At 69.0% G+C, this 22,011-nt stretch carries 17 protein-coding genes; 6 read left to right on the plus strand and 11 right to left on the minus strand.

Annotation, left to right across the window (positions count from 1 at the left end):
- Nucleotides 1–16 precede the first annotated feature (16 nt).
- The 4 genes from AC1HFW_RS18170 to AC1HFW_RS18185 are packed head-to-tail and all read left to right on the plus strand — an operon-like array spanning nt 17 to nt 4,313.
- Nucleotides 17–1,696, plus strand: a complete 1,680-nt coding sequence (locus AC1HFW_RS18170) for an AMP-binding protein (protein ID WP_479284711.1) — start codon at nt 17–19, stop codon at nt 1,694–1,696.
- Complete coding sequence (locus AC1HFW_RS18175) at nt 1,693–2,166, plus strand: acyl-CoA thioesterase (protein WP_479284713.1); 474 nt, start codon at nt 1,693–1,695, stop codon at nt 2,164–2,166. Before AC1HFW_RS18170 ends, AC1HFW_RS18175 begins: the two co-directional genes overlap by 4 nt.
- Entirely contained in the window at nt 2,163–3,302 is a 1,140-nt protein-coding gene (locus tag AC1HFW_RS18180; protein ID WP_479284715.1) for an FAD-dependent monooxygenase, read from the plus strand. The genes AC1HFW_RS18175 and AC1HFW_RS18180 overlap by 4 nt, the downstream gene beginning before the upstream one ends.
- Before the next feature lie 24 nt (nt 3,303–3,326).
- The gene (locus AC1HFW_RS18185) at nt 3,327–4,313 is read left to right on the plus strand and encodes a Bug family tripartite tricarboxylate transporter substrate binding protein (RefSeq protein ID WP_061072573.1); all 987 of its coding nucleotides are present in this window, start codon (nt 3,327–3,329) and stop codon (nt 4,311–4,313) included.
- Nucleotides 4,314–4,340: 27 nt separating this feature from the next.
- Here AC1HFW_RS18185 and AC1HFW_RS18190 read toward each other — a convergent pair whose 3' ends face one another.
- Nucleotides 4,341–5,168: a helix-turn-helix transcriptional regulator gene (locus AC1HFW_RS18190; protein WP_104021635.1), complete on the minus strand. Its 828-nt coding sequence runs from the start codon at nt 5,166–5,168 to the stop codon at nt 4,341–4,343.
- Between the two features lie 210 nt (nt 5,169–5,378).
- Here AC1HFW_RS18190 and iaaH point away from each other — a divergent pair, with 210 nt between their 5' ends.
- The gene (gene iaaH / locus AC1HFW_RS18195) at nt 5,379–6,827 is read left to right on the plus strand and encodes an indoleacetamide hydrolase (protein ID WP_479284718.1); all 1,449 of its coding nucleotides are present in this window, start codon (nt 5,379–5,381) and stop codon (nt 6,825–6,827) included.
- A 7-nt stretch (nt 6,828–6,834) separates the two neighbouring features.
- On the opposite strand, the gene AC1HFW_RS18200 is transcribed toward iaaH, so the two are convergent.
- The 10 genes from AC1HFW_RS18200 to metH form a co-directional block, all read right to left on the minus strand.
- Nucleotides 6,835–8,397: a mannitol dehydrogenase family protein gene (locus AC1HFW_RS18200; protein ID WP_479284720.1), complete on the minus strand. Its 1,563-nt coding sequence runs from the start codon at nt 8,395–8,397 to the stop codon at nt 6,835–6,837.
- The gene (manD, locus tag AC1HFW_RS18205; RefSeq protein WP_006392650.1) at nt 8,385–9,596 is read right to left on the minus strand and encodes a D-mannonate dehydratase ManD; all 1,212 of its coding nucleotides are present in this window, start codon (nt 9,594–9,596) and stop codon (nt 8,385–8,387) included. The genes AC1HFW_RS18200 and manD overlap by 13 nt, the downstream gene beginning before the upstream one ends.
- A gap of 28 nt (nt 9,597–9,624) precedes the next feature.
- Nucleotides 9,625–10,356, minus strand: a complete 732-nt coding sequence (locus AC1HFW_RS18210; RefSeq protein ID WP_006392649.1) for an amino acid ABC transporter ATP-binding protein — start codon at nt 10,354–10,356, stop codon at nt 9,625–9,627.
- 170 nt (nt 10,357–10,526) lie between these two features.
- Nucleotides 10,527–11,186: an amino acid ABC transporter permease gene (locus tag AC1HFW_RS18215; RefSeq protein WP_006392648.1), complete on the minus strand. Its 660-nt coding sequence runs from the start codon at nt 11,184–11,186 to the stop codon at nt 10,527–10,529.
- Nucleotides 11,183–11,848 carry an amino acid ABC transporter permease gene (locus tag AC1HFW_RS18220; RefSeq protein ID WP_006392647.1) on the minus strand — a complete coding sequence of 222 codons (666 nt, stop codon included), beginning with the start codon at nt 11,846–11,848 and terminating at the stop codon, nt 11,183–11,185. Before AC1HFW_RS18220 ends, AC1HFW_RS18215 begins: the two co-directional genes overlap by 4 nt.
- 31 nt (nt 11,849–11,879) lie before the next feature.
- Nucleotides 11,880–12,917 (minus strand): L-idonate 5-dehydrogenase, encoded by a 1,038-nt coding sequence (locus AC1HFW_RS18225; RefSeq protein ID WP_479284723.1) that lies wholly within the window; start codon nt 12,915–12,917, stop codon nt 11,880–11,882.
- A gap of 12 nt (nt 12,918–12,929) precedes the next feature.
- Nucleotides 12,930–13,763 carry a substrate-binding periplasmic protein gene (locus tag AC1HFW_RS18230; RefSeq protein WP_006392645.1) on the minus strand — a complete coding sequence of 278 codons (834 nt, stop codon included), beginning with the start codon at nt 13,761–13,763 and terminating at the stop codon, nt 12,930–12,932.
- Between the two features lie 130 nt (nt 13,764–13,893).
- Complete coding sequence (locus AC1HFW_RS18235) at nt 13,894–14,760, minus strand: substrate-binding periplasmic protein (RefSeq protein ID WP_479284726.1); 867 nt, start codon at nt 14,758–14,760, stop codon at nt 13,894–13,896.
- Between the two features lie 89 nt (nt 14,761–14,849).
- On the minus strand, nt 14,850–15,578 hold the full coding sequence (locus AC1HFW_RS18240; protein ID WP_479284728.1) for a FadR/GntR family transcriptional regulator: 729 nt from the start codon (nt 15,576–15,578) through the stop codon (nt 14,850–14,852).
- Nucleotides 15,579–15,742: 164 nt separating this feature from the next.
- Entirely contained in the window at nt 15,743–19,516 is a 3,774-nt protein-coding gene (metH, locus tag AC1HFW_RS18245; protein WP_479284730.1) for a methionine synthase, read from the minus strand.
- Nucleotides 19,517–19,964: 448 nt separating this feature from the next.
- On the opposite strand from metH, the gene AC1HFW_RS18250 reads away from it, so the two are divergent.
- A complete protein-coding gene (locus tag AC1HFW_RS18250) occupies nt 19,965–22,010 on the plus strand; it encodes a TonB-dependent receptor (RefSeq protein WP_061072578.1) in 2,046 nt (681 codons plus the stop codon).
- Nucleotide 22,011: the final 1 nt, after the last annotated feature.

The following is a 22,011-nucleotide window of genomic DNA, read 5'->3' on the forward strand; positions in this document are numbered from 1 at the left end:
CCAGGAGGAGACAAGCATGCGAGACATACGCAACCCCATAGAGGGCGTGACCTACCATCCCGAGGACCGTGCCCGGCGCTATTTCGCCAGCGGCGCCTGGGAGCGCCGCAGCGTCGGCGACGCGCTGCGCGCCACCGCGCGGCGCTGCCCGGCGCGCACCGCGCTGATCACCGACGAAGGCAGCCTGAGCTTCCAGGAGCTGGACGAACGCAGCGAACGGCTCGGCGCCGCCCTGTTGCGGCTGGGGCTGGCCCCCGGCGACCGCGCCATCTTCCAGATGGGCACCACGCTGGAAACCGCCGTGGCGCTGCTGGCCTGCTACAAGGCCGGCATCGTGCCCGTCTGCACGCTGCCGCAGCACCGTGAACTGGAGATCGGCCAACTGGCGCGGCAGACGCGGGCGCGCGGCTACTTCGTGCAGGCCGACTTCGGCAGTTTCGACCTGACCGCGTTCGCCGCCGCCATGGTGGCGGCCAGCGACTCGCTGGCGCACCTGGTCATCGCCCGCGGCGCCGCCGGCGCGCACGCCGGCCTGCAGTCGCTGATCGATAGCATGCCGCTGGAGGACGCCCGCGTCCTGCTGCAACGCCAGGGCCCGGGCTGTGAAGACGTGCTGAGCTTCCAGCTGTCGGGCGGCACCACCGGCATGCCCAAGATCATTCCGCGCTTCCACGCCGAATATCTCGGGCATTCGCTTGCCTGCGCAAGCCGCTACGGCATGGAGGAATCGGAGCGCATCATCTGGTCGCTGCCGCTGCTGCACAACGCCGCGCAGGTCTACGTGCTGATTCCCGTGATCGCCATGGGCGTGTCGGCCGTGCTGATGCCGCGCGTGGACGTGCCGCGCATGCTGACGCTGATCGAGCGGCACGGCGTCACCCGCGCCATGTCGATCGGGCCCATCGCGCCGCAGATCATGGCCTACGACCGGCTGTCCGAGCATGACCTCGGTTCGCTGCGCCTGTTCATCACCATGAGCGCGGCCGAACGGCTGGAAGCGCACCTGGGCGTGCCGTGCTCCAACCTGTTCGGCATCACCGAGGGGCTGCTGCTCGGCTCGCCGGCCACCGCGTCCGCGCAGGCCCGCCATCACACCCAGGGCTGGTCCGGCTGCCCCGACGACGAGATACGGCTGCTGCGCCCCGGCACCGAAGACCCGGCCGCGGCGGGGGAAATGGGCGAGCTGTGCTTTCGCGGTCCGGCCACGCTGCCGGGATTCTTCGATGCCCCCGAGGCCAATGCCACGGCCTTCACGTCCGACGGCTTCTACCGCAGCGGCGACATGATGACCGCGCGCGTCGTCGACCGGCAGACCTGCTACGCGTTCGAGGGCCGCCTGCGCGACAACATCAACCGGGGCGGCGAGAAGATCGGTTGCGAGGAAGTCGAGGCGCAGGTCGGCGCCCATCCCGCCGTCGCCGAGGCCAAGCTGGTGGCGATGCCCGATCCCTACTACGGCGAGAAAGGCTGCGTGTTCGTCATCCTGCGCCCCGGCCACGCCGCGCCCACGGTGCGGGAACTGGCGGACTTCCTGGCCGGCCGCGGACTCGCCAAATACAAATGCCCCGAACGCATCGAGCAGATCGAGGCCTTTCCCGTCACCAAGGTGGGCAAGCTGGACAAGGCCGCCCTGCGCCGCACCGTGGCCGACCTGTTGAACCAGGAGGCCGCGCAGGCCGAAGGAGAACCGCAATGACCAGCACCGAATACGTTGTCAGCGACACCCCGTTCGTGGTGCGGCGCCGGGTCAAATGGGGCGATTGCGACCCCGCCGGCGTGGTCTACACCGTGACCTTCGGCGAGTACGTGCTGTCGGCCGCCGAGCTCTTCTATGGCCGCCTGTTCGGCGGCACGCCGCAGCGCATCAAGGACGAGCACGGCTTCGGCACCCCGACCCGCGCGCTGTCGTTCGACTTCCAGGCCTCGCTGTGGCCGGACGAGGAATTCGACATGCTCGTCACGGTGCAGGAGGTGCGCACCCGCACCTACACCCTGCGCGTCCATGGCACCGCGCGCGGCGCGCCCGCCTTCGACGCCGTCCTGACCCCGATCTGCGTGGCGCGCGGAGAACGGCGCGCGATCGCCGTGCCGGACGCGCTGCGCGACGCCTTGTTGTCTTATCAGGCCTGCACCCAGGCCGCCACCAGCGGGAGCGCTGAATCATGAAAATCGCCGTCATCGGCGCCGGCCCCGCCGGCCTGTACTTTTCCCTGCTCGCCAAGAAGCACGATCCACGCCACGAGATCACGGTCTACGAACAGAACCCGCAAGGCGCCACCTACGGCTGGGGCGTGGTGTTCTCGGACATCGGCCTGGCGTTCCTGCGCGAAGCGGATCCGGACTTCTTCGGCCGCTTCGTGGCCCACCACGAACGCTGCGACTACATGGAGATCGTGCATCGCGGCACCCGGGTCCAGGTCCAGGGCAACCCCTTCTCGCGCACCTCCCGGATCGACATGCTGGCGGTGCTGGAACGCGCCTGCCTGGAGGCCGGCGTGCGGATTCGCCACCAGCAGCGCATCGACGACGTGGCGCGACTGGCGGCCGAGGTCGACATGCTGGTCGCGGCCGACGGCAGCAACAGCGCGGTGCGCAAGCAGTACGCGGACCAGTTCCGGCCGGCATTCGAGCGCCGCCGCAACAAGTTCGCCTGGTACGGCACGCGCCAGCGCTTCCACCCGGTGTCCCTGATCTTCCGCGAGGCCGAGCACGGCATCTTCATCGCCCACAGCTACCAGTACAGCAAGGACCTGAGCACCTTCCTGGTGGAGGTGGATCCGGACAGCTGGCGCCGCGCCGGGCTGGACACGGCCAGCGAGGAAGACAGCCGGCGCTATTGCGCGCGGGTGTTCGGCGACGATCTCGGCGCCAACGACCTGCTGGGCAACCGCTCGCTCTGGTTCGAAGCGAACATCGTGCGCAATGAGCGCTGGTCGCACGAGAACATCGTGTTGCTGGGCGACGCGCTGCGCACGGTGCACTTTTCGCTGGGCTCGGGCACGCGCATGGCGATGCAGGACGCGATCGCGCTGCACCAGGGCCTGCTGCGCCACCCTGGCGACGCGCGCGCGGCCTTCGCGGAATTCGAGACGCTGCGGCGGCCGGCCTCGTCCAGCTTCCAGGCGGCCGCGGGACGCAGCCTGGACTGGTACGAAAATGTGGCCGCCAAGATGCACCTGGACCCCGTCGCGTTCGCCTACGACTACATGCGGCGCACCGGCCAGGTCAGCCACGACGACCTGCGCCAGCGCGATCCGGCGTTCGCCGCCGCCTACGAGACCCGCCATGCCGTAGCGGCATAGCCATCCGAGGAACCAGGAGGAGACATGAAAAACAATATCCGCTTTGCCATCACCACCGCCGCCGCCATGGCCGCATTGGCCTGTGCCGCGGTCCAGGCCCAGTCCGGCGCGTTTCCCGAACGGCCGGTGCGCATGGTGCTGCCCTATTCCGTCGGCAGCGGCCCCGACGCCGTCGCCCGCATGGTCGGCGAACAACTGACGGCGGCGTGGAAGCAGCCCGTCATCGTCGAGAACAAGCCCGGCGCCAATGGCTGGCTGGCCATCGGCGACGTCAAGCGCGCCGGCCGCGACGGCTACTCGCTCGCCATCGTCGACAACACCCACATGACCTTGCAGCCGCACCTGTACCGCAGCCTGCCGTTCGATCCGGTGGCCGACTTCGCCCCGGCCGCGCCGATCTATCACACCCACTTCTTCATCGTCGTCGGCGCCGGATCGCCCTGGAACAAGGTCAGCGACCTGGTCGAAGCGGCGCGGGCGCAGCCGGGCAAGCTGACCTATGGCACCTGGGGCATGGGCAGCGTGGCGCACGTCGGCACCGCCATGCTGCAGGACGCCACGCGCACCACCATGACGCACGTGCCGTTCAAGGACCTGGCCCAGCTCTACACGGCGGTCGCGAACGGCGAGGTCGACTGGGCCTTCGGCACGGCCGCGACGGTGCAGAATCTGTATCAGGCCAAGCGGGTCAAGCTGCTGGCGCTGGCCGCCCCGGCCCGCCTGGCGTCGTACCCGGACGTGCCGACCGTGACCGAGAGCGGCGGCCCGGCGGACTTCGAATTGAAGACCTGGGTGGCGGCCTTCGCCCCCAAGGGCACGCCCGACGCGGTCCTGCAACGCATCAACGCCGGCATCGCCGCGGCAGTGCGCTCGCCCGCGGTGGCCAAGCGCTTCGAGACCTTCGGCTTCCAGGCCTGGCCGGCCGACGCGGCCGAACTGGTGCGGGCCCGCGAGGCGGATTCGGAACGCTTCGCCACGGTGGTCAGGAAGGCCGATATCTCGCTGGACTGACGCGCGGCGACGGCGGGCGGGGCGGCCTCAGTCCTGCCCGCCGCCGTCCAGCAGCATCACCAGTTTCAGGTCCAGGTGCGTCGCCAGGCGGAACGTGATCTGCTGGAAGGCCATGCGGCCGCGCCGCGGATGCGCGAACTCGCGCAGGCCGCCCTCGCGCTCGACCACGGCGTGCCGGTTCCACCAATGCGCGAACACCGGGCTCTGCCGGTTCAGGGCGTCGATCAGCGCCAGCACCGCCGGCTCGTCCAGGTGCGCGCCCGCGTCCGCCCGGAACTCGGCCACCACGCGCCGCGCCCGCTGCTCCCAGTCCACTACCAGCTCGCGCGCCGCCGGATCCAGGAAGATGTAGCGCAGCAGGTTCGGCTCGGGATCCCGGGCCGGCCAATCGTCGAACAGCTCGCGCAGCGGTTCATTACAGGCCAGCACGTTCCAGGCCCGGTCGAGCACGTAGGCCGGCGCGGTGATGGCGTCCACGCACTCGCGCAGCGAACCCGGCGCGCCCAGCGCATCATCGCGCGCATGCTGCGGGTCGGCGCAATCGGCCAGGTCGAACAGATAGGCCCGCTCGGCCCGCGCCAGCTGCAGCACCCCCGCGATGCGCGACCACACCGACGGCGACACCGACACCTCGCGCCCCTGCTCGATCCAGGTGTACCAGGTGACGCTGATGCCGCACAGCTGCGCCACCTCTTCGCGCCGCAGTCCGGGCGTGCGGCGGCGCATGCCTTCGGGCAGGCCGGCCATCTGCGGCGTGATGCGCGAGCGGGCGCTGCGCACGAATTCGCCCAGCGCCTGGCGGCGCAGGCGAGAGCCTTCGTGGCCGGCGGCGCCGGCTTGGGGGGAAGTGTTCATACCAGGATAAGCGTGGGACTTGTACGTGTATAAGCGTCGCCTATCTTAGCGCCTGCGGCGCGACCGCGGCGCACCGGTGGCACGACACCCGACCACGGGCCGGACCGGCGCCTCGACGAACAGCGCTCGACAGCGCTACGGTCGACCCTGTATAGAACGGGATCGAGCCAGAACCCATCGAAACCGACACCGACAAGGAGACAACCCGCCATGCCCGCGCCCCAGACGCCCTCGACCTGCCCGACCGTGACCGAAGCCGCGGCGCTGCTGCGCGCGGGCCGCGTCACCAGCGAAGCCCTCACCCGCGCCTGCCTGGACCGCATCGCCGCCCGCCAGGACCTCAACGCCTTCATCACCGTGGACGCGGACGGCGCGCTGGCCCAGGCGCGGGCGGCCGACGCCGCGCGCGCCGCGGGCCGCCCGGCGCGGCCGCTGGAGGGCGTGCCCCTGGCCATCAAGGACAACATCCACGTCGCGGGCCTGCCCAACACCGCCGGCACCCCGGCCCTGCGCCACTTCCGCCCGGCCGAGGACGCGCCGGTGGTACACCGGCTGCGCGCGGCCGGCGCCGTCATCGTCGGCAAGACGCACATGCATGAACTGGCGTTCGGCGTGTCCGGCTACAACAGCGCCTATCCCGGCCCGCGGGGCGCGGGCACGCGCAACGCCTATGATCCCGAGCGCATCGCCGGCGGCTCGTCCTCGGGCAGCGGCGCCGCCGTGGGCGCGCGGCTGGTGCCGGCCGCGCTCGGCACCGACACGGGCGCCTCGGTGCGGCTGCCCGCCGCGGTCAACGGCGCCGTCGGCTTCCGGCCGTCGGTGGGCCGCTACGACGGCGCCGGCATCACGCCGATTTCGCATACCCGCGACACCCCCGGCCCCATCGCCAACGAGATGGCCGACATCACGCTGCTGGACGCCGTGCTGAGCGGCGACGACGCGCCGCTGCCCGTGCTGCCGGCCGCCGACCTGCGCCTGGGCCTGCCCGGCTATTTCTGGCAGGACCTGGACCCGCAGGTCGAGGCCGCCATGCAGGCCGCCCTGGCGCGCCTGCGCGCGGCCGGCGTGACCCTGATCCCGCTCGACATGCCCGGCCTGGAAGCCAGCAACGCCGCCACCGGCATGCCGCTCTGCCTGTACGAGCAGAAGCCCGACCTGGTCGATTACCTGCAACGCCATCAGGTCGGCGTGAGTTTCGAGGAAGTGGTGGCGCAGATATCCAGCCCGGACGTGAAAGCCATCTTCGACGACCTGATCGTGCCCGGCGTGCTGCCCACGCCATCGGGCGAGTTGCTGCCGCTGCGGCCGCTGTACGACAGCGCCATCGCCGAGCACCGCGACGCGCTCATCGATGTCTACCGCCGTGCGTTCGAGCAACACGCGTTGCACGGGCTGTTGTTCCCCACGGTGCCGGTGCCAACGCCGCTCGCCGCGCCCGAGGCCAGCAGCCTGGAAAGCTTCCTGCGGCTGGCGCGCAACGTCGACCCCGGCAGCAACGCGGGCCTGCCTGGCCTGAGCCTGCCCGCCGGCCTGTCGGAAACGGGCCTGCCGCTCGGCCTGGAGGTGGATGGCCTGCCCGGCGAGGACCGCCAGATCCTCGCGGTCGGCGTGACGCTCGAACCGCTGCTGGGCCGACTGGCGCCGCCGACGCCGGCCTGACGCGCGTTCAGGCGGCGTCCGCGCGCATGGCGGCCAGGGTGGCCTCCAGCGCGCCGGCCACGCCCAGCGTGCGCAGCGACTGCGCCGCCTGCGCCACCTCGCGCACGAAGCGCTCGTCCCGGCCCAGGTCGCCGAACACCGCGGCCAGGGCCGTCATCTCGCGCGCCCAGGCCAGCGCGGCGGCCGGTCCCGGCGGCGCGGCGCGAGCCGCCTCTTCGGCCTGCGCCAGCCGCTGCGCCAGGGTATCGGCCAGCGGGTCCTCGATCGGATAGCGCCGCCCCGCCTGGTCGACGCCGCGCAGGAAATGCAGCCAGCCCGCCAGCGCCAGCGACAGTCCGGTGATCGGCTGGTCCGCCGCCAGGCGCGCCCGCAGCGTGCCCAGCAGGCGCTGCGGCATCTTCTGCGAACCGTCCATGGCGATCTGCCGCGTCTGGTGCCGCAGCGCCGGGTTGGCGTAGCGTTGCAGCAGCCGCTCCTGGTAGGCCGCCAGGTCCAGCCCGGGCAGCGCGGGCAGGGTCGGCGCGATCTCCGTGCGCATCAGGTCGGCCAGGTAACGCCGCAGCGCTGGCTGGGCCACCGCCTGGTCCACCGTGACCCAGCCCGCCATCACCGACAGGTACGCCAGCGCCGAATGCGCGCCATTCACCATGCGCAGCTTGAGCGTCTCGAACGGCGCCGCCTCCGCGGCGAAGCGCGCCCCGCCCGCGGCCCAGTCCGGCCGGCCGGCGGCGAAATGATCCTCCACCACCCATTCCAGGAACGGCTCGGCCTGCACCGGCCAGGCATCCGTCATGCCCAGCGCCTGCGTCACCGCCGCGCGGTCCTCGTCGGTGGTGCGCGGCACGATGCGGTCCACCATCGAGCACGGAAAGGTGCAGGCCTGGCCGATCCATTCGGCCAGCCGCGCGTCGACCTGCGCGGCGAACGCCAGCACCAGGCCGCGCAGCAGATGGCCGTTGCTCGGCAGGTTGTCCAGCGACAGCAGCGTCACCGGCCCCAGTCCCGCCGCGCGGCGCCGTTGCAGGCCCCACACCAGGAAGCCGATGGTGCTGCGCGGCGCCAGCGGCTGGCCCAGGTCGTGCACGATATCGGGATGCGCCAGGTTCAGTGCGCCGCTGGCCGGATCATGGCAATAGCCCTTCTCGGTCACGGTCAGGCTGACGATGCGCGTGTACGGACTGGCGATGCGCGCCAGCACCGCCTGCGGGTCCTCGGGCGCCACCAGCGTTTCCAGCAGGCAGCCGATCACGGCCAGCTGCTGTTGCGGCCGGCCGTCGGCGTCGGCGCTGCGCAGCGCCAGCGTGTACAGCCCGTCCTGCGGCGCCAGCGCGTCGCGGGTGTCGGCCTGCCGCAGCGACACGCCGCAGATGCCCCAGCGCGGGTCGCCGCTGGCATGGATGGCCGCTTCATTCACCGCCGCCAGGTGGCCGCGCGCGAACGCGCCCAGTCCCAGGTGCACGATGCCGGCGCGCAAGGCGCCACGGTCATAGGCCGGCCGCGCCACGCCAGGCGCCAGCGCCTGCAGGCGCGCCGGATGCAGCCTGACGGCCGCGGGCGCTACCAGTTCCATAACGTGCCGTCCTGCTGCAGCCGGTTCACCGGCAGGTAGGCGCGCTTGTACGGATACTTGGCGGCCAGCTTCTCGTCGATGTCCACGCCGTGGCCCGGCACGTCGCCCGGATACAGCATGCCCTGCGAGAAGGTGTAGGCATGCGGGAACACCGCGTCCGTCTCCTCGGTGTGGCGCATGTATTCCTGGATGCCGAAGTTCGGCACCCACAGGTCGAAGTGCAGCGCCGCGCCCATGCACACCGGCGACAGGTCGGTGGCGCCATGGCAGCCGGTGCGCACCTGGTACAACGAGGCCAGGTCGGCGATGCGGCGCAGGTGGGTGATGCCGCCGGCGTGCACCACGGTGGTCCGGATGTAGTCGATCAGCTGGTTCTGCACCAGGTCCTTGCAGTCCCAGATCGAATTGAAGATCTCGCCCACCGCCAGCGGCGTGGTGGTGTGCTGGCGGATCAGGCGGAACGCCTCCTGGTTCTCGGCCGGCGTGGCGTCCTCCATCCAGAACAGGTTGTACGGCTCCAGCGACTTGCCCAGGCGGCCGGCCTCGATCGGCGTCAGGCGGTGGTGCACGTCGTGCAGCAAGTGGTGTTCGAAGCCGAGCTTTTCGCGGATGCGCTCGAACAGCTTGGGCGTGTGCTGCAGGTACTTCTCGGTGGACCAGTCGTGCTCGCTCGGCAGGTCGGCGTCGGCGGGTTCGTAGAACAGGTTGCCACGGCCCACGCCGTAGACCTTGTCCAGCCCCGGCACGCCGCTCTGCGCGCGGATGGCGCGGTAGCCCATGTCGGCGTAGCGCAGCACTTCGTCGACGGTGTGCTCGATGTCGCTGCCGTTGGCATGGCCGTAGACCATGACGCCGGTGCGGCTCTTGCCGCCCAGCAGTTGATACAGCGGCAGGCCGGCGGCCTTGGCCTTCAGGTCCCACAGCGCCGTGTCGACCGCGGCGATGGCGGTCATGGTGACCGGGCCGCGGCGCCAGTAGGCGCCCTTGTACAGGTACTGCCAGATATCCTCGATCTGGTGCGCGTCGCGGCCGATCAGGCAGGGCACCACGTGTTCGGTCAGGTAGGCCGCCACGGCCAGCTCGCGTCCGTTCAGGGTGGCATCGCCGATGCCGGTCAGGCCCTGGTCGGTCTCGATCTTCAGGGTCACGAAATTGCGGCCCGGCGAACAAACAATGACGCGTGCGTTCGTAATTTTCATCATGGATTCCGTGAAAACGGGAGGGTGTTCAGCCTTCCCAGCCCAGGTGGCTGAGGAAGTCGCGGGTACGGGCGACCTGCGGGTTGTCGAAAATCTGCGCGGGCGGGCCCTGTTCCAGGATGGCGCCGTTCTCGAACACCACCACCCAGTTGGCCACGCGCCGCGCGAAACTCATTTCATGCGTGACGACGATCATGGTCATGCCTTCCTGCGCCAGCTTCTTCATGACGTTCAGCACCTCGCCCACGGTCTCGGGGTCGAGCGCCGAGGTCGGCTCGTCGAACAGCATCACTTCCGGCTCCATCGCCAGCGCGCGGGCAATCGCCACGCGCTGCTGCTGGCCGCCGGACAGGTTGGCGGGGAAGTTGCCGGCCTTGTTGGCCAGCCCCACCTTCTCCAGCAACGCCATGGCGCGGGCCCGCGCCTGTTCCGGCGCCATGCCGAGCACGGTGATGGGCCCCATGGCAACGTTGTCCAGCGCCGACTTGTGCGGGAACAGCTCGAAGCTCTGGAACACCATGCCCATGCGCTGGCGCACCTTGCGCACTTCCGACTCGGCCTCCGGCACCGCCACGCCGTCCAGCAGCACGCGGCCGCCGTCGATCTTCTCGAGCGCGTTGGTGCAGCGCAGGAGCGTGGACTTGCCCGAGCCCGACGGCCCGATCAGGCACATCACCTCGCCCTTGTTGACCTGCAGCGAGACGTCGTTCAGCGCCACGAAATCGCCGTAGACCTTGCGCACGTGCTCGTACAGCAGCACCGGCGGCTGGTCGGCGCCCTTGCGGGCGGCAGCCGTTGCTGCGGCAGCCGTCGCTGTGGCAGCCATTGCTGCGGCAGCCGTTACTGTGGCAGCCGTTGCTGCATCGGCCGTTGCTGCCGCGGCCACCGCCGCATTGGCCGTGCCGGCCACTTTTTCCAGGATCATCTCGTTCACTCCTTGACTCCGTATTTGCGGTGGATCCAGTCGACCAGCTTGGCCTGCGGATAGCCCATCAGCCAATAGATCACCGCCATCGCGGTCAGCATTTCCAGCACGCGGAAGCTCTGCGCGCGCACCTGCATCGAGGCATAGGCCAGCTCGCTGACGGCGATCACCGACACCAGCGAGGTGTCCTTGAACAGCGAGATCCAGGTGCTGGCCAGCACCGGCAGGATGCGCCGCGCCGCCTGCGGCACCAGCACCTTGAACATGGCCTGGCGGCGCGACATGCCCATCGCCAGCGCGGCCTCCATCTGGCCCTTGCGGATCGAATTGATACCGGCGCGGAAGGTCTCGGAGTTGTAGGCCGACACGTTCAGCACCAGCGCCACCAGCGCCGTCGTCACCGCCGAGAACTGCACGTCCAGCGCCATCGGCATCACGTAGAACGCCCAATAGATCACCAGGATCAGCGGCAGGTTGCGGAAGAACTCGACGATCGCCACCGCGACGCCGTTGGCCACGCGGTTCGACGACAGCCGCATCAGCGCCAGCACCATGCCGCCCGGCACCGCCAGCGCCATGGTCACCACCGTCAGCATCACGGTCATGGCCGCGCCCTGCAGCAGCACCTGGCGCGAGTCCCAGATAATTCCCCAGTCCAGATTCATGAGCGCCCCAGGTGTGCGTAACGTTGGTACAGCCGGTCCACGCCGCGCGTCACCGGGAACAGGATCACGAAGTACGCCACGATCACCGCGGTGAACACCTCGATCGGCCGGTAGCTCTGCCCGGCGATGGTCTCGGCCTTGTGCATCAGTTCGGGCACCGCGATCACGGTGGCGATGGCGGTGTCCTTGATGGCCACCGTCAGCACCGAACCGAAGGCCGGCAGCATGCGGATGGTGGCCTGCGGCAGGATGATCTTGCGCAGCGCCTGGGCCCGCGACATGCCCAGCGCCAGGCCGGCGCGCATCTGCCCCGGCCGCACCGACTCGATGCCGGCGCGGATCACCTCGGCCGAATAGGCCGCGATGTGCAGCGTCAACGCCACCAGCGCCGCCCAGAACGGCGCGAAGGTCACGCCGGCCAGCAGCGGGAAGGCGAAGTAGATCCACACCAGCACCACCAGCACCGGGATGGCGCGCATGCTGTCGATGTAGAACACCAGCAGCACCCGCAGCCAGCGCGGCCCGTACAGGCGCAGCAGCGCGATCACCAGCCCCAGCAGGATGCTGGAGACCGCCGTGACGGCGCTGAGCGCCACCGTGATGCCCAGGCCGCTGGCGAAGAAGCGCCAGTTATCGACGATGGGGGAAAAATCGAAGTCCATGGAATCTCCGTGCGATTCGCGAGCGCCGGGCTCAGAACGTCACCATCACTTTCATGGCCTGGCGCCGGTCGGCCGCCAGCGCGAAGGCCTCGTGCGCCTGGCGCGCCGGCACCGCCGCCGTCAACAGCGGCGCCACGTCCACCAGGCCGCGGCCCAGATAGTCGACCGCCCAGGCGTATTCGTCGACGAAGCGGAAGCTGCCGATGACGTTCAGGCTCTTGACCATGATCTGGTTGAACGGGCACTGCTCGCTGCTGCCATTCAGCGTGCCGACCGTGACGATGGTGCCGCGCGGCCGCGTGGCGCGGATGCAGTTGGCCAGCCCCGCGTAGTTGCCGGAAGCCTCGAAGCACACGTCGACCGTGCCCTTGCCCGCCGCCAGCTCGTCCAGCGCGGCCGGCTCGGTGGCGGCGTTGATGGTGCGCGTGGCGCCGACCTTGGCGCAGGTAGCCAGGGTCTGGTCGACGATGTCGACCACGATGACGTGGCTGGCGCCGGCCAGGCGCGCCGCCATCAGCACCAGCGCGCCGATCGGCCCGGCACCCACCACCATCACCGTCTTGCCCAGCAGCGATCCGGCGCTGCGCACGGCGTGCAGCGCCACCGCCAGCGGCTCGCCGAAGGCGGCCAGTTCGAACGACAGGCTGTCGGGCACCGGCACGCACTGCTTTTCCTGCACCACCACCTGCTCGCGCATCGCGCCCTGCATGTGCGGGTAGCGGCTGGCGCTGCCGAAGAAGAACACCGCCTCGCAATGGTTGGAATCGCCCTGGCGGCAGTAGCGGCACACGCCGCAGGTGCGCGCCGGATCCAGCGCCACGCGGTCGCCCGGCTTGACGGCGGTGACCGCCGAACCGACTTCCAGCACCTGGCCCGAGGCCTCGTGGCCGGGCGTCAGCGGTTCGCGGATGACGAAATCGCCGACCCGGCCGTGGCGGTAGTAATGCAGGTCCGAACCGCAGATGCCGACCGCCTTGACGCCGACGCGCACCTGCGTCGGGCCCAGCGACTCGGGCGCCTGCTCGACCAGCCGCAAGTCTTCGGCCCCATGGATTGCGCAATTGAGCATGGTGGGTCCGCCTTACTTCAGGGTCTGGGTCATGCGGCGCTCTTCGGCCACCAGTTCGGGATGCATGCGCGCTTCCACCTTGCGCAGCCACTCCAGGTACACCGGCTGGTTCTTGGCCACGCCCATGCCCGCGTCGATCGCGAAGATCTTGCTGTCCTGGCAGTCGTTTTCCTTGGGGAACACGGCCAGGCCCTTGACCTTCTTGCTGATGTTGGGCCACAGCATGCGGTTCAGCGGCGCCACGTCGGAACGGCCCGCCAGCACTTCCTCGATCGGCGCCACCGAGCCCGAGTTGGTCACGCCGCGCAGCTTGGCCTTGGGAAAGTTCTCCAGCACCAGCGGCTCTTCGCCGGCGCCCGAGAAGTACGCCATGGTGATGCCGGGCTGGTTGAAGTCCTCGACCTTGGTGGCGTTGGTGAACTTGGGGTTGGACGCCAGGCCGAACATGCAGACGCTGGTGTTCGAGAAGGTGACGAAGTCGATGATCTTGGCGCGCTCGGCGTTCTGGTTCAGCGGCCCGATCATGATGTCCATCTGGTTCGCGATCAGCGCCGGCACCTTGGTTTCATGGCTGACCTGCACCGGCACGATCTTCACGTCCAGCAGGCGCGCGAATTCCTTGCCCAGCAGCCAGGACGAGCCCATCCAGGGTTCGCCCGAGCCGGTGGTGTTCTGCACCAGCCACGGCGGGTTGTTGACCACGCCCACGCGCAGTACGCCGGCCTTGCGGATGGCGTCGATGCGCGGGCTTTCGCCGGGCGCCGGCGGCGTCTGCGCCTGGGCGGTGGCGGCGCCGGCCAGCAGCAGGGCGGCGGCGGCGAAGCGGGAAAGGAAGGACGGTTGCATTGCGGTCTCCTTGGAGGGAAGCCCGGCGGCGGACGCCGGATGCGGACGCGCGAAGCCGCGGGCAGTCGCCCGGGCCGCGCGCCTTGCGCGTGGTCGGAAAATCCAGGGGGTGGGAAAAGGCCGGAGCGGCCTACGGGGTCTGTTCGATGATGCGCATTTCGTCGGCGTCCAGGCGCGTCTTCATGCCGGTGGCCACCTGCCGCAGCCAGGCTAGGTATTCGGGCTGGTTCTTGTCGATCGCCAGGCCTACCGGCGAGGCCTTTTCGGTGCTCTGCTGGCAATTGGCTTCGGCGGGCAGCACGGCCAGGCCGCGCACCTTGCGGCTCAGGCCGACCCATGGCACGCGGTTGATCGGCGCCGCGTCGGCGCGCTTGGCCATGATTTCCTCGATCGGCGCGGTGGCGCCCGAGTTGGCCACGGCGCGCAGCGTCGCGTTGGGGAAGCGCTGCTTGACCCAGGCCTCTTCGGCGCCGCCGGTGAAGTACGCGATGGTGACGCCGGGCCGGTTCAGGTCATCGACCGACTTGGCCGCGGCCACCTTGGCATTGGACGCCAGGCCGAACATGCAGACGCTGGTGGACGAATACAGCACGAAGTCCACCACTTTCAGGCGTTCCGGCGTCTCGGCCAGCGGGCTGATGGTCATGTCGACCTGGTTGGCCGCCAGCACCGGCACCTTGGTCTCGTGCGAGACCTGCACCGGCGTCAGCTTCACGCCCAGCAGGCGGGCGTATTCCTTGGCCAGCAGCCAGGCCGGGCCGCTCCAGCCCTCGCCGCCCTTGCCGGACACGTCCTGCAGCAGCCAGGGCGCGTTCTGCAGCACGCCGACGCGCAATTCGCCGGCCTTGCGGATGGCGTCGATCCGCGCGCTCTGGCCCGGCGCGGGCGCTTCCTGCGCCATCGCCGGCGCCGCCAGCGCATAGGCTGCCAGCGCGCACGCCGACAGCATCGCCGCCGCCCTGTGCCAGGCGCGGCTCCCCTTGTTCCTTTGCTGCATCCTGATGTCTCCTGATGTATGTCGCCCGATTCCGGGGCGCGGTATCTTCCGCGCTCAGCCGGGGGCCGCCTGCCGGTCCTGCCTTGGTCTTACCGCCACCCCTGCGCAAATTCGCCGATCACGCGTTCGAGGTGGTTGCGCATGGCCTGCCGCGCACCGTCCGCATCGCGCGCCACCAGCGCGCTGAAGATGCGCTGATGGTCTTCCTGCGAGGCCTGGCGCAGTTCCTGCGTATGGAAATGCTGTTCGATCTTTTCCCAGATGGGCCCTTGCGCCTGGTCCCACATCGCCGTCACCGTGCCCAGCAGCACGCTGTTGCCGGTGGACTGCGCGATGTACAGGTGGAAACGGCGGTCGGCCTCCTGGTTTTCTTCCTTGTGCATCATCTGCTCGCGCATGGTGGTCAGCGCCTCGAAGATGCGATCCAGGTCGGCATCGTTGCGGGTGCTGGCCGCCAGCGCGGCGATTTCCGATTCGACCAGGCAGCGCGCGCGCAGCAGCTCGAACGGCCCGGCGCCCGGTTCCTGCGCGGCCGGCAGCCGCGCCACGCCAGGCTTGGGTTCACAGACATAGATGCCCGAACCACCGCGCACTTCCACCACGCCCTGCAGTTCCAGCGCGATGATGGCCTCGCGCAGCGAGGTGCGGCTGACGTCGAAGCGCTCGGCCAGCGCGCGCTCGGCCGGCAGGCGCTTGCCCACCGCGAACTCGCCCTGGGCCACCAATGCCTGGATCTGCGCGGCCAGCCGCAGGTAGGCGCGGTCGGCCACCGGCTTGGTGGCGGGTTCTTCGGGCTTGGGGATCAGTTGTAGTGTCATGGCGTTAAAAGTGGTTGGACCAAATATTATGTGGTTTACCAATTTGGCACATCATGGTTTACCACTATCCTTTTGGTAAACCGTCCGAACAAAACAAAGCGCCGCGCCGGACGAGCCGGGGCGGCGCTGGGGTGCCGGGCGGGCCCGGCGCGGCAGAGGCCGCCTCAGCCCAGGTTCGGCGCCAGGGTGCGCTTGAGGTCCTCGATGCTGCGGCCGCTGCGTGCGGCGTAGTCCTGCAGCTGGTCTTCGCCGATGATGCCGACGTTGAAGTACTGCGATTGCGGATGGCTGAAGTAGAAGCCCGACACGCTCGAGGCCGGGAACATGGCGTAGCTGTCGGTCAGCATCATGCCGATGTCGGCGCCGTCCAGCACGCGGAACATGTCGGTCTTGACCACGTGTTCCGGGCAGGCCGGGTAGCCGGGCGCCGGGCGGATGCCGACGTACTTCTCGGCGATCATGTCGTCGTTGGACAGCGCCTCGTCGGCCGCGTAGCCCCACAGGTCCTGGCGCACGCGGGCGTGCAGGCATTCGGCGAAGGCCTCGGCCAGGCGGTCGGCCAGCGACTTCAGCATGATGCTGGAATAGTCGTCCAGCGCCTTCTCGAACTCGGCTTCCTTCTTCTCGATGCCCAGGCCGGCCGTCACCGCGAACATGCCGATGTAGTCCAGCTTGCCGCTGGATTTGGGCGCGATGAAGTCCGACAGCGACTTGTTGCTGACGCCCTCGCGCTTGGCGCCCTGCTGGCGCAGGTTGCGGTAGGTGAACAGCACCTCGCTGCGGCTCTCGTCCTTGTAGACCTCGATGTCCTCGTCGTTGACGCTGTTGGCCGGATAGAAGCCGACCACGCCGTTGGCGGTCAGCCAGCGGCCCTCGACAATGCGCTTCATCATGGCCAGGCCGTCGGCGTAGACCTTGCGCGCCTGCTCGCCCACGACCTTGTCGTCCAGGATTGCCGGGAACGGGCCGAACAGGCTCCAGGTCTGGAAGAACGGGCCCCAGTCCACGTACTTGGCGATCTCGGCCAGGTCGTAGCTCTTGAAGGTGCGGCGGCCGATGAACTTCGGGCGCGGCGGCGTGTAGCTGTCCCAGTCGATCTGCGGCCGCGAGGCGCGCGCCTCGGCCAGCGGCAGGATCGGCGCGGCCTTGCGGTTGGCGTGGCGGCGGCGCACGTCCTCGTATTCCTCGGCCAGCTCCGCCAGGTAGGCGTCCGACTGGTCGGACATCAGGTTGGTGGCCACGCCCACCGAGCGGCTGGCGTCCGGCACGTAGATCACCGGGCCTTCGTAGTTCGGCGCGATCTTGACGGCGGTGTGCACGCGGCTGGTGGTGGCGCCGCCGATCATCAGCGGCACCTTGCGGCTGCGGAAATACTCGTCGCGCTGCATTTCCGAGGCGACGTAGGCCATTTCCTCCAGGCTGGGCGTGATCAGGCCCGACAGGCCGACGATGTCGGCGTTCTCTTCCTTGGCCTTCTCCAGGATCTGGGCGCAGGGCACCATCACGCCCATGTTCACCACTTCGAAGTTGTTGCACTGCAGGACCACCGACACGATGTTCTTGCCGATGTCGTGCACGTCGCCCTTGACGGTGGCGATGACGATCTTGCCCTTGGCGCGCACGTCGCCGCCCGCGGCCGCGATCTGGCGCTTTTCCTCTTCGATGAAGGGAATCAGGTGGGCCACGGCCTGCTTCATCACGCGCGCCGACTTCACCACCTGCGGCAGGAACATCTTGCCCTCGCCGAACAGGTCGCCGACCACGTTCATGCCGTCCATCAGCGGGCCTTCGATCACCTCGATCGGGCGGCCGCCGCGCGCGGCGATCTTCTGCCGCACCTCTTCGGTGTCCTCGACGATGAAAGCGGTGATGCCGTGCACCAGCGCGTGCGACAGGCGCGCCTCGACCTCGGCATTGCGCCAGGCCAGGTCTTCTTCCTTCTTGGCGCCCGAGCCCTTCACCGTGTCGGCGAACTGCACCAGGCGCTCGGTCGGCGTGCGCTCATCGGCCGGGTCGGTCTTGCCGACCGGCTCGGCGCGGTCCAGCACCACGTCCTCGACCAGGTCTCGCAGCTTGGGATCCAGGTCGGCATACACGCCCAGCTGGCCGGCGTTGACGATGCCCATCGTCATGCCTTCCTTGACCGCGTAATACAGGAACACCGTGTGGATGGCCTCGCGCATCGGCTCGTTGCCGCGGAACGAGAAGCTCACGTTCGACACGCCGCCCGAGATGCGGGCATGCGGCAGGTTCTCGCGGATCCAGCGCGTGCCTTCGATGAAGTCGACGGCGTAATGGTTGTGCTCGTCGATGCCGGTGGCGACCGCGAACACGTTGGGATCGAAAATGATGTCTTCCGGCGGGAAGCCCTCTTCCTCGACCAGGATCTTGTAGGCGCGGCCGCAGATTTCCTTGCGCCGCTCCAGCGTGTCGGCCTGGCCCTGCTCGTCGAACGCCATCACCACCACCGCCGCGCCGTAGCGGCGGCACAGGCGGGCGTGGTGGCGGAACGGCTCCAGGCCTTCCTTCATCGAGATCGAGTTGACCACCGGCTTGCCTTGCACGCATTTCAGGCCGGTCTCGATCACGTCCCACTTGGAACTGTCGATCATGACCGGCACGCGGGCGATGTCGGGCTCGGAGGCGATCAGGTTCAGGAAGCGGTGCATGCACGCCACCGAATCCAGCATGGCCTCGTCCATGTTGATGTCGATGATCTGCGCGCCGTTCTCGACCTGCTGGCGGGCCACGGCCAGCGCCTCGTCGTATTTCTCTTCGCGGATCAGGCGCGCGAACATCTTGCTGCCCGTGACGTTGGTGCGCTCGCCCACGTTCACGTACAGCGTGTCCTCGTCGATGTTGAGCGGCTCCAGGCCCGACAGGCGGGTCTTGACCGGGATTTCCGGCACCACTCGCGGCGTCAGCGCCGTGACCTTGTCGGCGATCGCGCGGATGTGGTCGGGCGTGGTGCCGCAGCAGCCGCCCGACATGTTCACCAGCCCGGCGCGGGCGAATTCCTCCAGCAGCGCCGAGGTGTCGGCCGGCGTCTCGTCGAAGCCGGTCTCGGCCATCGGGTTGGGCAGGCCGGCATTGGGGTAGACGCAGACGTAGGTGTCGCAGATCTTGGACAGCTCGGCCACGTACGGGCGCATCAACGCCGCGCCCAGCGCGCAGTTCAGGCCGATGGTGACCGGGCGCGCATGGCGCACCGAGTTCCAGAAGGCCTCGACGGTCTGGCCCGACAGGATGCGGCCGGAGGCGTCGGTGACGGTGCCCGAGATCATCACCGGCAGGCGGATGCCGCGCTGCTCGAACACTTCCTCGGTGGCGAAGATCGCCGCCTTGGCGTTGAGCGTGTCGAAGATGGTCTCGATCAGGACGATGTCGATGCCGCCGTCCAGCAGGCCGTTGAGCTGCTCGATATAGGCAACGCGCAGCTCGTCGAAGGTGACGTTGCGCGCGCCCGGGTCGTTCACGTCGGGCGAGATCGACGCCGTCTTGGGCTGCGGGCCGAGCGCGCCGGCCACGAAGCGCGGCTTGTCCGGCGTGCTGTACTGGTCACAGGCCTCGCGCGCCAGCCGCGCCGACACCAGGTTCAATTCGTAGGCCAGCTCCGGCAGGTCGTAGTCGCCCTGCGCGATCGAGGTGGCGCCGAAGGTGTTGGTCTCGATGACGTCGGCGCCGGCCTCCAGGTACTGGCGGTGGATCTCCGAGATCACGTCCGGCCGCACCAGCGACAGCAGCTCGTTGTCGCCCTTCAGGTCCTTGCCATGGTCGGCGAAGCGCTCGCCGCGGAAATCGGCCTCGCCCAGCTTGTAGCGCTGGATCATCGTGCCCATCGCTCCGTCCAGGATCAGGATGCGCTGGCCGAGCAACCGGGCGAAGTCGCCGCCGCGGGTGAAGCGCTCGGGCGGATAAGGCAGGCGGGGATACGACACGTTCAGGTCCGAAGGGAGGGGTTGGGCAACGAAAGCGGCCGCGCAAATGTCGCTAAAAAGCGATAAAGGCCGAAAAATCAACCCCTGATCGTAACAAAACGGGCCCTGTTTCGCCCTGCGGTGATACAGTTTCGGCCCCGAACCGGTGCTTTCGGCGCACAGGGACAGGCAAGAACGCAACACTTGCCGGTCCGCGCGCGAAAGGTAAACGGGAAACAGGAAGACATCCGCCCCGCCGCCCACAAGGCCGGCCGGCCCGGACATCCAGCCTGTGCTGCCCCCGCAACGGTCCCCATGCGCGCGATGCGCCCATGGCAGCCCGATACCGGCCAGTTCGATCGCCAGGACGCCCGTCCGGCGCCCGCTCCCCAGGAGGCGCGGCGTGGCCCGGGTTTCCTCCCCATCGTGATTGACCTGCGGGGTCGCGGGTCGCATCGAGGTCTTGTAGATGAAATCCCGCTCCATCCGGCGCTACGCCGGCGCCCTGCTCTGCTCCGCCCCGGCCCTGTCCGCCGCCCAGCAAGCCGCCACCCCCGCCCCCGAACTCGACACCATCACCGTCACCGCCCAGCGCGTGCCGACGGATGGCCGCACGTTGCCGGTGTCGATCTCGGTCATCACCGCCGAAGACATCGCCGCCAGCAGCGCCCGCACCATGCAGGACCTGCTGTCGACGCAGGCCGGCATCCACCTGGTCAACACCAGCAGCTCCAGCGACAACGCCATCGTCGACCTGCGCGGCTTCGGCATCACCGGCGCCAGCAACACGCTGATCATGATCGACGGCGTCAAGCAGAACACCAACGACCTGTCGGCGCCCAACCTGGGCGTGGTGCCGCTGGACCAGGTCGAGCGCGTCGAAATCGTGCGCGGCAGCGGTTCGGTGCAATACGGCGGCGGCACCACCGGCGGCGTGATCAACATCATCACCCGCAAGGACTTCGCCAAGGAGCCGGTCACGGCCCGCGCCACCGCCACCTTCGGCAGCTATGGCCTGCGCCAGTACGACGCCGCCGTGGCCCTGAACAACCAGAAAGTGGGCGTGGACGCCTACATGCAGTCGCTGCACAGCGACGGCTACCGCGAGCACAGCGGCGAAAGCCGCGAGGGCGGCGGCGGCGGCATCACCTTCCGCCACGACAACGGCTCGATCCGCCTGTACGGCAACACCACCACGCAGAAGCTGGACCTGCCGGGCCCGCGCCTGATCAACCCGACCACGGGCGAGAACCAGTTCGAAAGCGACCCGCGCGGCGCCAAGAACAAGATCGACAACGTCAAGACCACCAGCACCACCTTCGGCCTGCAGGTCGAGCAGCAGCTTGGCGTCGGCACGCTGTACGCCGACGCGTCGACCCGCGAGAAGAAGCTCAACGGCCTGTCGTACGACGGTTTCGGCGACACGCTGCGCAACCAGAAGCTGGAAGAGAACCTGGCCAGCCTGCGCTACCGCCTGCCGATCAACGGCGGCCACAGCATCGTGTTCGGCGCCGACGCGCAGGAAGCCAAGACCACTTCCAACCAGAACGCCTATTACGACTTCACGCCGTCCAAGTGGCAGTCGCGCCAGCACCAGTACGGCCTGTTCGCCGACGGCCAGATCCGCGCCACCGACAGCACCTACGTCACCCTGGGCGTGCGCCGCCAGTACGCCTCCGACAAGCTGGAAGTCATTTCCGGCTCGGGCGAGGAATCGGACAAGGGCCACCACCTGACCGCCTGGCAGCTGGGCGTGCGCCAGGACCTGTCCGCCGGCTTTGGCCTGTACGGCAAGGTCGGCCGCAGCTTCCGCCTGCCCAACGCCGACGAAGCGCTGTCGGTGCAGTCGCCGCTGGCGCCGCAGACGTCCACCGACAAGGAACTGGGCGTGACCTGGGCCTCGGACAGCAGCAGCGCCCGCCTGTCGTGGTTCCGCTATGACCTGACCAACGAGATCCAGTACAACCCGCTGGCCGACGGCATGTGGGGCCCGGGCACCGGCGCCAACACCAACCTGGATCCGACCCGTCGCCAGGGCATCGAACTGGAAGGCCACCACAAGCTGACCAGCAGCCTGACGCTGGACGCCAACCTGACCTGGATGGAAGCGCAATTCCGTTCGGGCACCTACGCCGGCGTCGACCTGTCGGGCAAGACCGTGCCGCTGGCGCCCAAGTGGCTGGCCAACGCCGGCGTGACCTGGCGTCCCACCGACGCGTTCCTGTGGAACGTGTCGGCGCAATACGTGGGCAAGTCGCGCATGGACAACGACCAGGCCAACCAGTTCGACACGCAGCTGGACGCCTACGTGCTCTTCAACACCAAGGTGGCCTACAAGTTCACCCGCAACATCGAAGGCGCGTTCGGCATCAACAACATCCTGGACCGCAAGTACGCCACCTACGGCATCCGCGGCGGCGATGCCTCGTTCCAGATGCTGGGTCCGGTTGCCAACTACAACCTGTACCCCGCGCCCGGCCGCAACTTCTACGCGTCCCTCACGGTGCGCTACTAAG

Source organism: Achromobacter sp. ISS7, assembly GCF_056523125.1.

Bases quoted from the DNA above. Each gene is read 5' to 3' on its own strand.
- AC1HFW_RS18170 (WP_479284711.1), top strand. From the start codon at position 17: ATGCGAGACATACGCAACCCCATAGAGGGCGTGACCTACCATCCCGAG.
- AC1HFW_RS18250 (WP_061072578.1), top strand. From the start codon at position 19,965: ATGAAATCCCGCTCCATCCGGCGCTACGCCGGCGCCCTGCTCTGCTCC.
- AC1HFW_RS18180 (WP_479284715.1), top strand. From the start codon at position 2,163: ATGAAAATCGCCGTCATCGGCGCCGGCCCCGCCGGCCTGTACTTTTCC.
- AC1HFW_RS18240 (WP_479284728.1), bottom strand. From the start codon at position 15,578: ATGACACTACAACTGATCCCCAAGCCCGAAGAACCCGCCACCAAGCCG.
- AC1HFW_RS18175 (WP_479284713.1), top strand. From the start codon at position 1,693: ATGACCAGCACCGAATACGTTGTCAGCGACACCCCGTTCGTGGTGCGG.
- AC1HFW_RS18235 (WP_479284726.1), bottom strand. From the start codon at position 14,760: ATGCAGCAAAGGAACAAGGGGAGCCGCGCCTGGCACAGGGCGGCGGCG.
- AC1HFW_RS18225 (WP_479284723.1), bottom strand. From the start codon at position 12,917: ATGCTCAATTGCGCAATCCATGGGGCCGAAGACTTGCGGCTGGTCGAG.
- AC1HFW_RS18185 (WP_061072573.1), top strand. From the start codon at position 3,327: ATGAAAAACAATATCCGCTTTGCCATCACCACCGCCGCCGCCATGGCC.
- AC1HFW_RS18215 (WP_006392648.1), bottom strand. From the start codon at position 11,186: ATGAATCTGGACTGGGGAATTATCTGGGACTCGCGCCAGGTGCTGCTG.
- manD (WP_006392650.1), bottom strand. From the start codon at position 9,596: ATGAAAATTACGAACGCACGCGTCATTGTTTGTTCGCCGGGCCGCAAT.
- AC1HFW_RS18230 (WP_006392645.1), bottom strand. From the start codon at position 13,763: ATGCAACCGTCCTTCCTTTCCCGCTTCGCCGCCGCCGCCCTGCTGCTG.
- AC1HFW_RS18200 (WP_479284720.1), bottom strand. From the start codon at position 8,397: ATGGAACTGGTAGCGCCCGCGGCCGTCAGGCTGCATCCGGCGCGCCTG.
- AC1HFW_RS18190 (WP_104021635.1), bottom strand. From the start codon at position 5,168: ATGAACACTTCCCCCCAAGCCGGCGCCGCCGGCCACGAAGGCTCTCGC.
- iaaH (WP_479284718.1), top strand. From the start codon at position 5,379: ATGCCCGCGCCCCAGACGCCCTCGACCTGCCCGACCGTGACCGAAGCC.
- AC1HFW_RS18220 (WP_006392647.1), bottom strand. From the start codon at position 11,848: ATGGACTTCGATTTTTCCCCCATCGTCGATAACTGGCGCTTCTTCGCC.